13 protein-coding genes are annotated in these 13565 nt (G+C 65.3%); 5 read left to right on the forward strand and 8 right to left on the reverse strand.

The genetic code is table 11. The features are described from left to right. Window positions 1–2 precede the first annotated feature (2 nt). Together AC6I6X_RS09825 and AC6I6X_RS09830 are read left to right on the forward strand one after the other, a co-directional pair. Window positions 3–602 carry an HD domain-containing protein gene (locus AC6I6X_RS09825; RefSeq protein WP_497930330.1) on the forward strand — a complete coding sequence of 200 codons (600 nt, stop codon included), beginning with the start codon at window positions 3–5 and terminating at the stop codon, window positions 600–602. 116 nt (window positions 603–718) lie between these two features. Continuing rightward, entirely contained in the window at window positions 719–1486 is a 768-nt protein-coding gene (locus AC6I6X_RS09830; RefSeq protein ID WP_497930331.1) for an IclR family transcriptional regulator, read from the forward strand. A gap of 361 nt (window positions 1487–1847) precedes the next feature. On the opposite strand, the gene AC6I6X_RS09835 is transcribed toward AC6I6X_RS09830, so the two are convergent. From AC6I6X_RS09835 to AC6I6X_RS09855, 5 genes are all read right to left on the reverse strand, one after another. Continuing rightward, a complete protein-coding gene (locus tag AC6I6X_RS09835) occupies window positions 1848–2717 on the reverse strand; it encodes an amidohydrolase family protein (protein WP_497930332.1) in 870 nt (289 codons plus the stop codon). A 69-nt stretch (window positions 2718–2786) separates the two neighbouring features. Next, window positions 2787–2981, reverse strand: coding sequence for a DUF8027 family protein (locus AC6I6X_RS09840; RefSeq protein ID WP_497930333.1), 195 nt, complete (start codon window positions 2979–2981; stop codon window positions 2787–2789). 451 nt (window positions 2982–3432) lie between these two features. Beyond that, entirely contained in the window at window positions 3433–4239 is an 807-nt protein-coding gene (locus AC6I6X_RS09845; RefSeq protein WP_497930334.1) for an enoyl-CoA hydratase/isomerase family protein, read from the reverse strand. Continuing rightward, entirely contained in the window at window positions 4232–5122 is an 891-nt protein-coding gene (locus tag AC6I6X_RS09850) for a 3-hydroxyacyl-CoA dehydrogenase family protein (RefSeq protein WP_497930335.1), read from the reverse strand. Before AC6I6X_RS09850 ends, AC6I6X_RS09845 begins: the two co-directional genes overlap by 8 nt. Window positions 5123–5182: 60 nt before the next feature. Further along, on the reverse strand, window positions 5183–6322 hold the full coding sequence (locus AC6I6X_RS09855) for an acyl-CoA dehydrogenase family protein (RefSeq protein ID WP_497930336.1): 1140 nt from the start codon (window positions 6320–6322) through the stop codon (window positions 5183–5185). Between the two features lie 227 nt (window positions 6323–6549). Between AC6I6X_RS09855 and AC6I6X_RS09860 the strand changes: the two genes are divergently transcribed. Both AC6I6X_RS09860 and AC6I6X_RS09865 read left to right on the forward strand, forming a co-directional pair. After that, the gene (locus AC6I6X_RS09860) at window positions 6550–7713 is read left to right on the forward strand and encodes an acyl-CoA dehydrogenase family protein (RefSeq protein WP_497930337.1); all 1164 of its coding nucleotides are present in this window, start codon (window positions 6550–6552) and stop codon (window positions 7711–7713) included. A gap of 206 nt (window positions 7714–7919) precedes the next feature. After that, a complete protein-coding gene (locus AC6I6X_RS09865; protein ID WP_497930338.1) occupies window positions 7920–8684 on the forward strand; it encodes an IclR family transcriptional regulator in 765 nt (254 codons plus the stop codon). Between the two features lie 182 nt (window positions 8685–8866). Here the strand turns inward: AC6I6X_RS09865 and AC6I6X_RS09870 are convergent, their stop codons facing one another. Next, complete coding sequence (locus AC6I6X_RS09870; protein ID WP_497930339.1) at window positions 8867–10831, reverse strand: archaea-specific SMC-related protein; 1965 nt, start codon at window positions 10829–10831, stop codon at window positions 8867–8869. Window positions 10832–10893: 62 nt separating this feature from the next. Continuing rightward, a complete protein-coding gene (gene rdfA / locus AC6I6X_RS09875) occupies window positions 10894–11526 on the reverse strand; it encodes a rod-determining factor RdfA (protein ID WP_497930340.1) in 633 nt (210 codons plus the stop codon). A gap of 771 nt (window positions 11527–12297) precedes the next feature. Here rdfA and AC6I6X_RS09880 point away from each other — a divergent pair. Next, window positions 12298–12696, forward strand: a complete 399-nt coding sequence (locus tag AC6I6X_RS09880) for a hypothetical protein (RefSeq protein WP_497930341.1) — start codon at window positions 12298–12300, stop codon at window positions 12694–12696. A 35-nt stretch (window positions 12697–12731) separates the two neighbouring features. Here the strand turns inward: AC6I6X_RS09880 and AC6I6X_RS09885 are convergent, their stop codons facing one another. Continuing rightward, window positions 12732–13484, reverse strand: coding sequence for a TraB domain-containing protein (locus AC6I6X_RS09885; RefSeq protein WP_497930342.1), 753 nt, complete (start codon window positions 13482–13484; stop codon window positions 12732–12734). Window positions 13485–13565 lie beyond the last annotated feature (81 nt).

Here is a 13565-nt window from a genome sequence, read left to right on the forward strand (position 1 = left end):
ACATGCCGGACGCCGATCTCGACTTCGATCGCCAGGTTCGCGACGCCTTCCCCGAACTCGAGCACATCGGGAGCGAGGACCTCCGCGACCGCGTCGTCGAGGCGTGGGTGCTCGGTCTGGAGCGTGGCGGGTGGCGAGACGTCGCGGACGTGCCCTACGCCTGGAACATCCAGGAGGTCACGAACGTCGACCACGTTCGCGGCGTCACCCGCATCGCGCTCGAGGCGGCCGAGGAACAGCGATCGTTCCACGGCGCGGCCCCCGACACCGACACGATCGTCGCCGCGTGTCTCCTGCACGACGTCGGCAAGTGCTACGAGTACCCCGACCACGTCGACGACGACCTGCTCGACGACCCCGACCCGCGGTACGTCAGCGAGGAGATCCCCCACTCCATCTCCGGCTACGCGCTCGCCCACGAGGTCGGCTGTCCGATCGCCGTCCAGCGGGCGATCCCGCACTTCCTCGGCGAAGTGCCGACGCGGACGCTCGAGGCCGAACTCGTCAAGAGCGCCAACTCGGCGTCCTCGAACGCGATCACGCAGGCGACGATGGGAATCACGTTACAGGAGTGGGTCGAGAAGTACTCCCAGACCTCCTGAGCGGTCTGGCATCGGCCCACTCGCGTCTCCGACCCGTTCCAACAGTTCGAACGAATACGCTTCTCGTTCGAATAGCGGGAACAAGGTTTTTGTCATCCCGGGACGAGGGACGGAGCATGACACGGGACTCGGCACACAGACCGGTCGAAACCGTCGACACCGCGTTCGACATCATCGAGTTGCTCAAACGGACCGACGCCGGCGGGATCACCGCGATCGCCGACGAACTGGGGCTGGCGAAGAGTACCGTCCACCGGCACGTGAAGACGCTCGAATCCCGCGGGTTGCTCGTCCAGGAGGGCGACACGTACCGCATCAGCACCTGGTTCCTCGACTACGGCGTTCACGTCCGCAACGAGCACACGCTGTTCCCGGTCGTCAGGCCGAAAGTGGACGAACTGGCGGCGGAGACGGACGAGAAGGTCTGGGCCGTGATCGAGGAACACGGCATGGGCGTCCACATCTACGGGGCGGAGGGCCGTCACTCGGTCAAGACCCACGCCCGGATCGGCCAGCGGACGCCCCTCCACCAGTTCGCCGCGGGCAAGGCCATCCTGGCACACCTCCCCGAGGACCGGATCGACGACGTCCTCGACCAGTACGGCCTCGCCGCCCAGACCGATCGGACGATCACCGATCGGGACGAGCTGCGCGAGACGCTCGCGACGGTGCGCGATCGGGGATACGCCTTCAACCGGGAGGAGTCGGTCGTCGGCGTGCACGCGGTCGGCGCGCCGATCAGGGACCAGTCGGGGGTCGCCGTCGGCGCGATCAGCGTCGCCGGACCGGCCAACCGACTGCGCGGCGACCTGTTGACCGACGAACTGCCCGACCTCCTGCTCGGCGCGACCAACGAGGTCGAGATCAATCTCGCCCACTCCTGACCCCTCGTCTGCTGCTCCTGACACCCTTCGCCTTCGATTCCCGATCCGTCGGTTCGAGTGCTGTTCGAGTAATTCGAACGATCGTCGCGGGCCATTCGCGACCGGCGTGTCGCGCGTTCGTTCCGATCGCTCCCGAATCCCGTTCCACACCGCCGTTTTCGCCCGTCCGTCGGGGTTCTCAACTGGTCCAGTTCTGGCTGACAGGCGCGTTCACAGCCGCGCGGAGTGATGGATTCGAGCCGTCTCTGTTACAACTGTATGTTCGTAATGTATTGGCCTACGAGCGATCGACCTCGTTCGAATAGTTCGAACGACATCGGCGGTCCGCCGTCCCGTCGTCGAACGGACGGGCGCCGGCCCGTTACAGGTCGAGGAACTCCGTGGCGTTCTCCCAGAGGATCTTGCGCTGGGTCTCCTCGTCGAAGTCGAGTTCGGCGAACTGCTCGAGCCACGGCTCCGGTTCGAGCATCGGGTAGTCGGTGCCGAACATGACCTTGTCCGAGAGGAGCGATTTCGCGTAGTGGAGTACCTGGTCGTCGATGTACCGGGGCATCCAGCCCGAGAGGTCCATGTAGACGTTGCCCTTCTGCTGGCAGATCGCGAGTTGCTCTTTCTCCCAGGGGTAGGCCGGATGCGCGATCAGGATCTGCAGGTCGGGGTGGTCGGCGGCGACGTCGTCGATCAGCATCGGATTCCCGTACTTGATCTTCAGCCCGCGGCCGCCCGGCGAGCAGGCCCCGAGCGTCGAGTTTCCGCCGTGGAACACGACCGGGACGCCGAGGTCCTCGATCGTCGCCCACAGGTCCTCGTGTGCGGGGTCGGACGGATCGAACCCCTGGGCGATCTGCTGGAACTTGAATCCGGAGAGGTCGAGGTCCTCGACGCACCGGATCGCTTCCTCGACGCAGTCGTCCTTGAGCGGATCGACCGAGCCGAAGCCCACGAAGAAGTCGTCGTACTCGTCGCGCACCTCGGCGACGTAATCGTTCGGCACCGGGGGATTCCCCGTGTTGGTCTCCGCGTCCCAGCCGAGCAGAACGGCCCGATCGACGCCGGCCTCGCGGTACTCCGCGATCATGTTGTCGTAGGTGTCCGTCTCGAGGTCGGCGCCGAACCGATCGGCCGCGTCCTGCATCATCTCGCCGCCGGCGTCGTGGAGGAACTCGCTAGTTGGCTGATGTGCGTGCGTGTCGATCGCCCGCGGCTCGTCGAGAACGTCAGGCAAACTCATACCGTACGCGAGGTCGCGGTACTATATGTATTTTTTCTCACCAACGGGATCGGATGCCGCCCGCGGGGATCAGTCGGTCGATTCCGATCGGCGGTCGAGCAGTCGTTCGATCTCCGCCTCGTCGAGCACGTCGACCAGTGTGGCGTCGTCGCGCCGGTAGGCCTCCCACTGGTCGTCGGTCAACGCGTCTTCCAGTTCCTCGTCGTCGACTGCGGCTTCCAGCGCGTCGTCGAGGTCGTCCGGGTCGTAGCCGGGGATCGGCATAGTCGGTGCTACGTCGTTCACCTTCTTATACGTCACAGGGGGCACGGGGGTGGTGCAGCCGTCTCCGACTGCGGTCGCGTCCCGCCGGTCGGTACCGATCTCGATCGCCAGATCGGCTCCTCGAACCGGGCTGATGTCAGGAAGATAATATTGACACGTGAAACACACGTAAAAACCGCAATCCCTAGAATATCATCCCTCAGAAGGCCGTATGAGATACTCATGACGGCTTCAAGAGTCGATAGTGGCCACCCACTGGTCGATTCTGATCGATACTGGAACTGACAGCGTAACTGGTAGATCGTATTCGAACGAATCAGTCGCCGCTCATATTCGAGAACCTATCAGATTTAGACACATCCGTCGCGACGTGTCGTATCCCGTTGGGAGGAGGACGTCTGGGATCGGCCGATCGACAGATCGAGACGCAACCCGGAACGTCGCGTCGCCGTCACTCGCCGGTGAATTCCGGCTCGCGGCCCTCGAGGAACGCCTCGATCCCCTCGTCTTTGTCCGCGGTCGCGAACAGTTGGACGAACAGTTCGGCCTCGTACTCGAGGCCCTCCTCGAGTCCCATCCGGGACCCGGCTTTGACGGCGTTCTTGGCGAACTCGAGCGCGATCGGGCTCTTTTCGGCCATCGAACTCGCGAGGTCGTAGACGCCGTCGTCGAGGTCTGCTTCGTCGTAGACCGCGTCGACGAGGCCGATTTCCTTTGACTCCGTGGCGTCGATCAGTTCGCCGGAGAGGATCAGCCGCATCGCCTGTCCCTCGCCGACGAGTCGGGTGAGCCGCTGGGTGCCGCCGCCGCCGGGGATCAGCCCGAGGTTGATCTCGGGCTGGCCGAGTTTCGCGCCGGCTTCGGCGATCCGGACGTCGCAGGCCTGTGCGAGTTCACAGCCGCCGCCCAGCGCGTGGCCGTTGATCCGGGCGATGACCGGAATCGTCGCGTCGTCGACGGTCTCGTAGACCCGCGGCCGCTCGCTGGCCCGGCGCTGTTCGACGGGACCGCGGTCCTGGAACTCGGTCACGTCGGCCCCGGCGACGAACGCGCCCGAGCCCTCGCCGCCGGTGAGCACGAGCACGCGCACGTCGTCGTCCGCGTCGGCGGCGTTCACGGCGTCTTTCAGTTCGGTCCGGACCTGGCCGTTGAGTGCGTTCCGGGCGTCCGGGCGCTCGATCGCGATCGTCGCGACCCGATCGGCGTGCTCACCGACCGCGACGCCGAGCGTGTCGTACTCGTCTTCGAGCTTACTCATCGGCACCACCCCAGTCGCCGCTCGTACCGACGCGCTCGCCGTCCTCCCAGACGTAGAACCCCTCGCCGGTCTTCTTGCCCAGTTTGCCCGCGCGAACCTTGCGCCGGAGCACCTGCGGCGGCCTGAACCGCTCGCCCAGTTCCTCGCGGAGGTGTTCGGCGATGTGTAGCCGCACGTCCAGTCCGACGTGATCCGTGAGTTCGATCGGTCCCATCGGGTGGCCGTAGCCGAGCGACATCGCCTCGTCGATGTCGGCCGGGCTGGCGACGCCTTCCTCGACCATCCGGATCGCCTCGAGACCCGTCGCGAGGCCGAGTCGCGAGGTGGCGAAGCCGGCGCTGTCGCGGACGACGACGTCCTCCTTCTCGATCTCCCGGACGTAGTCGATCGCGAACGCTTCGGTGCGATCGTCGGTCTGCTCGGCGATCACGACCTCGACGAGATCCATCACGTGCGGCGGGTTGAAGAAGTGGAGGCCGACCGCGCGCCCGGGCCGATCGAGCGCGCTGGCCATCTCCGTCACGGACAGCGAGGAGGTGTTCGAGGCGATCACCGTCTCCTCGCCCGTTGCGTCCTCGACGTCCGCGAAGACCTCCTTCTTCAGGTCCATGTCTTCGGGCACCGCCTCGATCACGAGGTCGGCGTCGACGACCGCGTCCGCGAGGTCGGTCGTCCCCGCGATCCGATCGAGGGTCGCCTGCATTTCGTTTTCGGTTACCTTGTCCCGATCGACGCCGCCCTGCAGATTTTCGCGGATGCCGTCGAGGCCGTCCTCGACGAACTCCGCCTCGATGTCCCGCAGGACGACCTCGTGGCCCGCCATCGCGGACACCTGGGCGATTCCGTGTCCCATGCTCCCGGCGCCGAGAACTGCGATCTGCATGTGCGAATGCTCTCCGGTCCGTCTCAAAAACGTTCCCATTCCGATACTCGCCTCGGCGTGCTACAGGAGCTGATCGGCGATGATGTTCTTCTGGATCTCGCTCGTGCCCTCGTATATCTTCGTGATGCGGGCGTCGCGGTAGTAGCGTTCGGCCGGGTAGTCCGTCACGTATCCGGAGCCACCGTGGACCTGGATCGCCTCGTCGGCGACGTCGACCGCGTGCTCGCTGGCGAACAGCTTCGCCATGCTCGAGAACCGGGCGGCGACCTCCTGATTGCCCGCTTCGACCTGGGTCGCGGCCCGGTAGGTCAGCGATCGAGCGGCCTCGACGTTGGTCGCCATCTCCGCGAGTTTGTGCTGGATCGCCTGGAACTCGGCGATCGGCTGGTCGAACTGCTCGCGCTCCTGTGCGTACGCGAGCGCGGCGTCGAGCGCGCCCTGTGCGGCGCCGACGGCCTGGGCGGCGACGCTCGTTCGCCCGGAGGCGAAGAACGCCATCAGCTGGTAGAAGCCCTGGTCGACCTCGCCGATGACGTTCTCCGCGGGGACGCGAACGTCGTCGATGACGACCTCGGCGAGGTCGGAGGCGCGGATGCCGAGTTTGTTGTCGATCTTCTCGGTCGTAACGCCGTCGGCGTCCATCGGGACGAGGAACGCGGTGATGCCGCGGTGGCCCTCACCGGGGCTGGTCTTGGCCATCAGGACGCCGACGTCGGCGACCGTCCCGTTGGTGATCCACATCTTCGAGCCGTTGAGAACGTACTCGTCGCCGTCTCGTTCTGCGCGCGTCTCCATCCCGGCGACGTTCGATCCGTGGGCGGGTTCGGAAATCATCGAACAGGAGGCCGACTCGCCGGCGGCGATCTTCGGGAGCCACTCGTCTTTCATCCACTCGTCGCCGAACTCGACGATCATGTCCGTCCCGAAGCCGGCGGAGCCCACTGCGGAGCCGATTCCCGGGTCCGCACGCCAGAGTTCCTCGGTGACGATCGTCGAGGCGAGTTTGTCCATCCCGGCCCCGCCGTACTCGATCGGGATGTTCGGCGCGACGAAGTCGTACTCGGCCGCCTTCTTCCGGAGGGCTTCGGGATACGTTCCCTCCCGGTCGTGTTCTTCCGCGACCGGCACGATCTCGTTCTCGCCGAACTCGCGCACGGCGTCGCGGATCGCCCGGTGCTCGTCTGACAGTCGAAAAGCCATACGCGACGATCGATCGGCAGTTACAAAATAGCTTCGGTATTTCCAAACGTTGTAAACATCTGGCAGATATAGAAGCTCTACTGTTAGTGTTCTAAGTCAATATCTGAATGATGTAATTCCGGCGTGCGGTGCGCCGCGTCGGAACGCGATCGGCGGACGACCCGCTCGAGTTCCCTCGCCGGCGACGGACCGCAATCTCTATACTCCCAATTCCGTACTACTAGCGTATGTTGGATTTCGTTCGACTCGAAGCCGATCTCGACCAGGAGGAGCGGTTGATCCGGGATACGGCCCGCGAGTTCGTCGCGGAACGCGTCAAACCCGACATCGGCGACCACTTCGAGGCCGGCACGTTCCCGAAAGAGCTCATCCCGAAGATGGGCGAACTCGGGTTCTACGCGCCCAACCTCGAGGGCTACGGCTCGCCGAACGTCTCGGAGACGGCCTACGGACTCCTGATGCAGGAACTCGAGGCGGGCGACTCGGGGCTGCGATCGATGGCCTCCGTGCAGGGTGCGCTCGTGATGTATCCGATCCACGCCTACGGGAGCGAGGCCCAGAAGGAGGAGTGGCTGCCGGCGATGGGCGAGGGCGAGGCGATCGGGTGCTTCGGCCTCACGGAGCCGGAACACGGCTCGAACCCGTCGGCGATGGAGACGCACGCGGAGGCCGACGGCGACGGCTACGTGCTCAACGGCTCGAAGACGTGGATCACGAACGCGCCGATCGCCGACGTCGCGATCGTCTGGGCGCGCGATCGCTCGGCCGAGGACGAACCGGTCCGGGGCTTCCTGGTCGAGACCGATCGGGACGGCGTCACGACGAACAAGATCACCGAGAAACTCTCCCTGCGGGCGTCGATCACTGGCGAGATCGGGCTGAACGACGTGTACGTCCCCGACGAGAACGTCCTGCCGGGCGTCACGGGCATGAAGGGGCCGCTCTCCTGTCTCACGCAGGCCCGCTACGGCATCGCGTGGGGTGCCGTCGGCGCCGCGCGAGACGCCTTCGAGGAGGCCCGCCAGTACGCCCAGGATCGCGAGCAGTTCGGCGGCCCGATCGGGCGGTTCCAGCTGCAACAGGAGAAACTCGCGGAGATGGCGACCCAGATCACGCTGGCCCAGTTGCTGGCCTACCGGCTCGCGGAACTCAAAGAACGGGGCGACATGCGGCCACAGCACGTCTCGATGGCCAAGCGCAACAACGTCCGGATGGCGCGCGACCAGACGCGAGTCGCCCGCGAGATGCTCGGCGGGAACGGGATCACGACGGACTACTCGCCGATGCGCCACATGGCGAACATGGAGACGGTCTACACCTACGAGGGGACCCACGACATCCACACGCTGATCCTCGGCGAGGACCTGACCGGGTTCCAGGCCTACCAGTAGCGACCGGTCCCGGGATCGCCCGTTCCAGGTTCCACCCGTCCGTCGGCTTCCGGTGTTTCACACAGCGGAACGATCGCCGTGTCACGTCTCCGTCGAGGACGCGCATTCCGCGCGTTCCGCATTTCACACCGCTCGCGCGTTCCGCATCTCACGCCGCTCGTTTCACTCTCCGGAACATTGATTGCGATACCCGACGACGTCACGCTATGACCTCGGACCGGAATTCGGCGGGCGGAACGGGCGTCGCGACGACGCGGAAGACGTTCGCGATCCTCGAGACGCTCAAAGCGGAGGCGGGGCTCTCGATCGCCGAGATCACGCGGCGGACGGACCTGTCAAAGAGTACCGTCTACCGGCACCTGCGGACGCTCGTCGACATGGGGTACGTGATCGAGCGCGACGACGACTACTACATCGGGCTTCGACTGCTCGAGATCGGCGAGCAGACGCGAAACCGCGAGGCGGGATACACGGCCGCGAAACGGGCGGTGTTCGAACTCGGGCAGGAACTCGACGAGCGGGCGCTGTTCCTCGTCGAGGAAGGGCTCGAAGGGGTCTACCTCCACCGGTACGGGAGCCGTTCGGAGTCGATGATCGGAAAGCGCCGTCCGCTTCACTCGCTGGCCTCGGGCAAGGTCGTTCTCGCGGAGTGGGACGACGAGAAGATCGATCGCCTCGTCGCGGAGACGGGCCTCGAGCGCCACACGTCGCGGACCATCACGGACCCCGACGCACTCGCCGCCGAACTCGATCGGATCCGCGACCGGGGGTACGCGGTCAACGACCAGGAGTACATGAACGGCCTGCGCGGGGTCGCCGTCCCGGTCTACACGCCGGACGACGAACTGCTCGGTGCGCTGGGAACGTTCGGCCCGACGAGTCGGTTCAAAGATGAGTACGTGCGTACCGATCTCGTCGATCGACTTCGGGACAAGGCCGGCGAAATCACGGTGACGCTCGCGTACGGCTAGCCGGTTCGCCCCGTCAGACGGGCGCACCGAACCGTACTCCGTTCGGGGGCGATGACCGACCTCTGCAGAGCCTCTCGCGTCCCGCTATGTGAAACGCCGGATCGCCCGCCGTCGGCGGAAGAACCGGCGAGCAGGGATCCAGCGCGGACCGAACCGATCCGAACCGCGATCGACCCGGGCCCTCAGATCTCCGAGACCACGCCGTGGTCGCCCTCGATCGCCTGGGCGTCCTCCTCGAGCAGTGCCACGACGAGGAAGGGCGCGTACTCCTCGAAGTAGTCGACGACGGTCGCGATCCGCGCGGAGTCGATCGCCTCGAGCGAATCGAGCAGCATGAACGGGACCGTCTCGTAGACGTCGTGGACGAGATAGCCGGCGAGTGCGAACACCAGCCCCGTCACCTCCCGTTCGCTCTCGCTCAGGTGGTCGATCGAGTCCTCGTAGGCCGCCCCGTCGTCGGTGCTGCGGACGATCTTCAGGTCGAACGTGGACTTCGAGACCTTGCGACGACCCTCCCGCACCTCGCGGGTCGTCCGATCGATCCAGATCCGATCGAGGTTGTCGTACTCGAGCGTGTCGAGGAGGTTCTCCATGTGCTCGTTGAACGCCTCGACAGCGTCGGCCTCGATCTGGTCGATGCGGGTCCGGAGTTCCGTCAGCGCCTCCCTGACGTCTTCCTGTTCGGCTTCGAGGCGGTCGCGCTCGTCGAGTTGGTCCTCGATCGACGCGATCTCGTCGTCGATCTCGTCGCGCTCGCGCTCTTTGCGCTCGAGTTCGAACTCGAGCTGGTTGACCTCCCGGTGTTGCTCGAGGACGTCGCCGTAGTCCTCGGTTTCGAGGTCGTCGATCGTCGCCTCGAGGTCGTCGATCTCGTCGGTCAACGCCTCGCGCTCGGCCGTCAACTCGTCGATCCGGTCGCGCCGGCGCTCGATCTCGTCGTCGATCGATTCGAGGCGTCGCTCGGCCCGGCGGTACGCCGACCGGTTCTCGTTGATCTCGTCGAGCGTCGATCGCTTCTCGTCGAGTTCGGCGCTGACCTCGGATCGCTCCTCGAGGCGGTCCTGTCGCGCGCTCTGGAGCTGTTCGATGGTGGTTTCGATCTGGTCCCGGGCGACCGACGAGCCGCAGGTCCAGCAGGTGATCGACTCGGAGTCGTCGTCGGGAAGCAACTGGTCGGTGACCGGCCCGCTGTCGGTCGCCTCGCCACCGCCGAGGATCTCGGTGGACTCCTCCAGGAGCTGTTCGTTGAACTGGATGGTGCTCTGGAGCTGCGAGATCTCCTCGCTCAGCTCGGCCTTCTCGTCCTGGAGGACGCCGATCTCGGCCTCGAGCCGATCGAGGTTCGTCTCCTCGCCCGTCGAGAGTTCGTCGAGTCGGTCTTCGACCTCCGCTCGCTCGGTCTCGAGCGCCTCGATGCTCTCGCGTTCCGTCTCGACCCGGTCTCTGGTCCGCTCGAGTTCCGATCGGGTCTCGCGCAACTCGTCGAGTCGCTCCTCGAGTTCCGACTGGTCGGCCCGTCGCTCCTCGACGTCGACGTTCGCGTCCGCTAAGTCCGCCTGCGCCGCCTCGAGTTCGTCCTGGAGCCGATCGATCTCGTCGACCACTCGCGTCCGTTTCGCCTCGAGGTCGGGCAGCCGGGTCTCGAGGTCGTCCAGTTCCGCGAGTCGATCGTCGATGTCCCGTTTGCGCTGCTCGTACTGTTCGATCTCGGTCGTGATCGCCTCCGTGTCGACCGGCCGCATGATCAGTTCCCGGAGATCGTCCCCGCGCGCGACTGCCCGGCGCGCCTCGTTCGACTCGAGCAGGAACGCGAACAGGTCGGCGAGTTCCGGATCGTCGAGGTACGGATCGCCGTCGGTGACGACCGTCCCGCCGGCCCGCTGGAGCGATCGCTGGTACGTCTCGTCGCCGAACGAGAGCGTGGCCTCGCCCTCGTCGGCGTCGGCTTTGAGGCTTACTCGATCGCTGCCGAGCGCTGCCATGATCCCCTGGAGCAGTGACGTCCGGTTCGTCGCGTTCCGCCCCGAGAGAACGGTGACGCCCTGCTGGAACGTGACCTCCGTCTCGTCGATGCCGCCGATGTTGTCGACGGAGAGGGTTGCCTGGTCCGGCATCCGCCGCTGTGCCGAGTCAAAACTGGATTCCATGGAGTCCTCTTTCGGTTCCTCCTAAATATGTATTTCCACTTTCAATGCCGGGGTCGAGTCGCTCACGTGCGATCGCAGCCACAGCCCCGTTCGTCGAGCAGGTCCCTGACCGTGTACTGTTGCTGGCACTCCTGGCAGGTCACCGTGACGGAGACGAGCACGTCGAACTCCCCGATGTCGACGACGTCGTTGCGCTCGAGTTGCGCGATCGTATCCTCCGTCACCACCGCGGTCCGGTTCTGGAGCGCGCCGAGTTTCTCCGTGGCCCGCTCGAGGCGTTCCTCGTCGTCCGGTTCCTTGAGCGACGCGTCGAGACAGTCCGTCAGGTGGTTGTAGACGGTCTGGTGGGAGACGAAATCCGACTCGACGTCCTCGATCGGGACCCCGTCGCGCTCGAGTTCGTTCCGGGTCTGGACCCGCGTCCCGCTGGTGACGTCGTCGTCGGTGAGCAGCCGATACGTGTTCTCGACTTCGCCGTCCTTGAGCGTCACGCCGGCCTCGTCCAGCGCCGCCTCGAGGACGCGCTGGTTCACCCGCGTCGCGAGTTCCCGGGTGCTGTACTGCTCGTCGCCGGTCCCGGTCCAGGACGCGACGAGGTCGTCGTCGAGGCCCGCGAGGTCGTACGCCGCCGCGACTCGGCCGAGTTTGCAGCCGCAGGACTCGTCCGCCGATCGGGATGTGGATGATTCGGTCACTGTCCTCCCGTTGGGTATCCGATCGCAAAAACGTACCGGAACCATAACTGTTTACAGACATATGATTGTAACGGATTTTCGTCGACGATAGCGCCGCAAGCCCCCGTCCATCGCCGCGCCGTCGGTGTAATTTCCGCTCCGACGCGCCCCATCCGACCGTTCGGATCGTCTCCCGTTCCGATCGTTCGATATCCCTGTTCTCCTCCGCGACCGCTAACCTCCCCAGGAGAGAGTCGATCGAACACCGCCGACTATCTTACCAATACTTATAGAGATAACGAAACCAATCAGCACTAGAATGGTTTTCTGGGAGTAGGCCCATAGCCTTCGCCGTTTGCGAACCTCGATTCGGTAATTCGGATATTACAGACGTTTGGCGCCGAAAATCGTCGAATTCGACGTGCGATGTTTCTCCAGTACGGGCGTTCGACTCCGTTACGAACGTGCATTTCGATTTGGGCGTCCGGCGATCGATCCTGTGGGATCGAATCCGGCCGCTTATTCGTCGAGACTGGCGATTAGGCCCTCTGGATCACACCGGATGCGTCTCCGGACCGGCCCGTTCGATCACCGGTCGACCCCGATCGCCTGCTCTCGATGGTTCTATGACCTCTCGTATTCACAGGTATATCTGAAGTCATACAATTACGGTTCCAGTCGAGTGCGTCTCCCGTCTCTCGGCCCGTTCGATCGGCCACGCTCCGGTTCGATCGATCACTCTTCGTTCTTCTCAGTCGCGAGTTTATAAGCAAAGGCGCGGCCAGACGGGGTATGCCAGTTCGCACCCCGCTGTCCCGACGACCGGTCGTTCGAACGCTCGGTGCTGCTATCGGCGCGACGGTCGCCGCCACGGCGGGCGTCGGCGCGAGTACGGGGGCCGATCGGGCGACCGACGGCGACGAATCGACCGCCGCGGAGCGGTACGTCGCCGTCGTCGATCGGATCGTCGACGGCAGACACGCGGTCCTCCTGCTCGAGGAGGAGGGGCAACTCGTCGATCAACACGTCGAACCGGCGTCGGAGATGCCCGACGTCGAGGAGGGCGATATCCTGCACGTCGTCGTCAAGAGCGGCGACCTCTGTACGTACCAGCACCTCCCGAAACGGCCCGGCGAGCCCGCAGATTCCGACGGTGCTCCCATGGCTCCCGATTCTGGCAGAGGCTCCTGAGGACGTGCCACCGCGATCTCGATACTGCCGATCGATCAGTCGATCGGGATCCGCGTCACCGAGCGCGAGGGTGTCTCGATCGGCACGACCACGTCCTGATCGGCGGCTTCGCGATCGAGGCTCTCGAGGACGCGTCGGATCCCGTTGTGGTGGCCGGCACCCACGACGGCGACGACGTCGTGACCCTCGCTTCGAAGCCGGTGGAGGCGGGCCGCCATCGATCGGTCCCGGCGGTCGATCAGCACCTCGGCGACCTCCGGCAGGAGCCGTCGAACGTGGTCGATCATCGGCTGGACGTCGTCGCCGTGCTCGACGGCCGCGAACGACGTCGTCATCGCCTCGACCCCCCTGGCGTAGTCCTCGGGACCCATCAGCTGTGTGCGGACCAGCAGTTTCGGCAGCGTCTCGATCCCCACGCGCCGTCCGAGCGCGTCGAGCGTGTCCACCAGCGGGTCGTCGATCAGCGCGACGTCGGTGTCCAGTTCAGCCGCGGTCTCGATCGCGGTCTCCATGTCGGTCTTCGTGGGGTCGAGCCCGTACAGTCGGACGACGGTTCGCTGGAGGGCCCGCAGCGTCGCGTACGCGGCCGCGGTCGGTGGCGGCAGTTCCTGGGCCAGGTCGACCGGCGTCGATCGCTCGTTGCGATCGAGTCGCTCGAAGCGTCGCGCGTCGAGTTCGACGGCGACGACGTCGGGGTCGACCTCGCGAATCGTCTCACGGACGCGTCTCCGGTGGGTTGGCGAGAAGTGGACGCTCGGGACGAACGTGATGGTGCCAGTTTCGGTCATGCGATCGGGTCGTTCACCGCCGACGGGTATGAAGCTAGCAGTCACTGAAACGATTTACACACTGATCGCAACGCTGCCCTG

The organism is Halosolutus sp. YCN4, from assembly GCF_059736495.1.

Excerpts from the sequence above, each read along its gene's own strand:
- AC6I6X_RS09825 (WP_497930330.1), top strand. The coding sequence starts at position 3 with ATGCCGGACGCCGATCTCGACTTCGATCGCCAGGTTCGCGACGCCTTC.
- AC6I6X_RS09830 (WP_497930331.1), top strand. The coding sequence starts at position 719 with ATGACACGGGACTCGGCACACAGACCGGTCGAAACCGTCGACACCGCG.
- AC6I6X_RS09835 (WP_497930332.1), bottom strand. The coding sequence starts at position 2,717 with ATGAGTTTGCCTGACGTTCTCGACGAGCCGCGGGCGATCGACACGCAC.
- AC6I6X_RS09840 (WP_497930333.1), bottom strand. The coding sequence starts at position 2,981 with ATGCCGATCCCCGGCTACGACCCGGACGACCTCGACGACGCGCTGGAA.
- AC6I6X_RS09845 (WP_497930334.1), bottom strand. The coding sequence starts at position 4,239 with ATGAGTAAGCTCGAAGACGAGTACGACACGCTCGGCGTCGCGGTCGGT.
- AC6I6X_RS09850 (WP_497930335.1), bottom strand. The coding sequence starts at position 5,122 with ATGCAGATCGCAGTTCTCGGCGCCGGGAGCATGGGACACGGAATCGCC.
- AC6I6X_RS09855 (WP_497930336.1), bottom strand. The coding sequence starts at position 6,322 with ATGGCTTTTCGACTGTCAGACGAGCACCGGGCGATCCGCGACGCCGTG.
- AC6I6X_RS09860 (WP_497930337.1), top strand. The coding sequence starts at position 6,550 with ATGTTGGATTTCGTTCGACTCGAAGCCGATCTCGACCAGGAGGAGCGG.
- AC6I6X_RS09865 (WP_497930338.1), top strand. The coding sequence starts at position 7,920 with ATGACCTCGGACCGGAATTCGGCGGGCGGAACGGGCGTCGCGACGACG.
- AC6I6X_RS09870 (WP_497930339.1), bottom strand. The coding sequence starts at position 10,831 with ATGGAATCCAGTTTTGACTCGGCACAGCGGCGGATGCCGGACCAGGCA.
- AC6I6X_RS09880 (WP_497930341.1), top strand. The coding sequence starts at position 12,298 with ATGCCAGTTCGCACCCCGCTGTCCCGACGACCGGTCGTTCGAACGCTC.
- AC6I6X_RS09885 (WP_497930342.1), bottom strand. The coding sequence starts at position 13,484 with ATGACCGAAACTGGCACCATCACGTTCGTCCCGAGCGTCCACTTCTCG.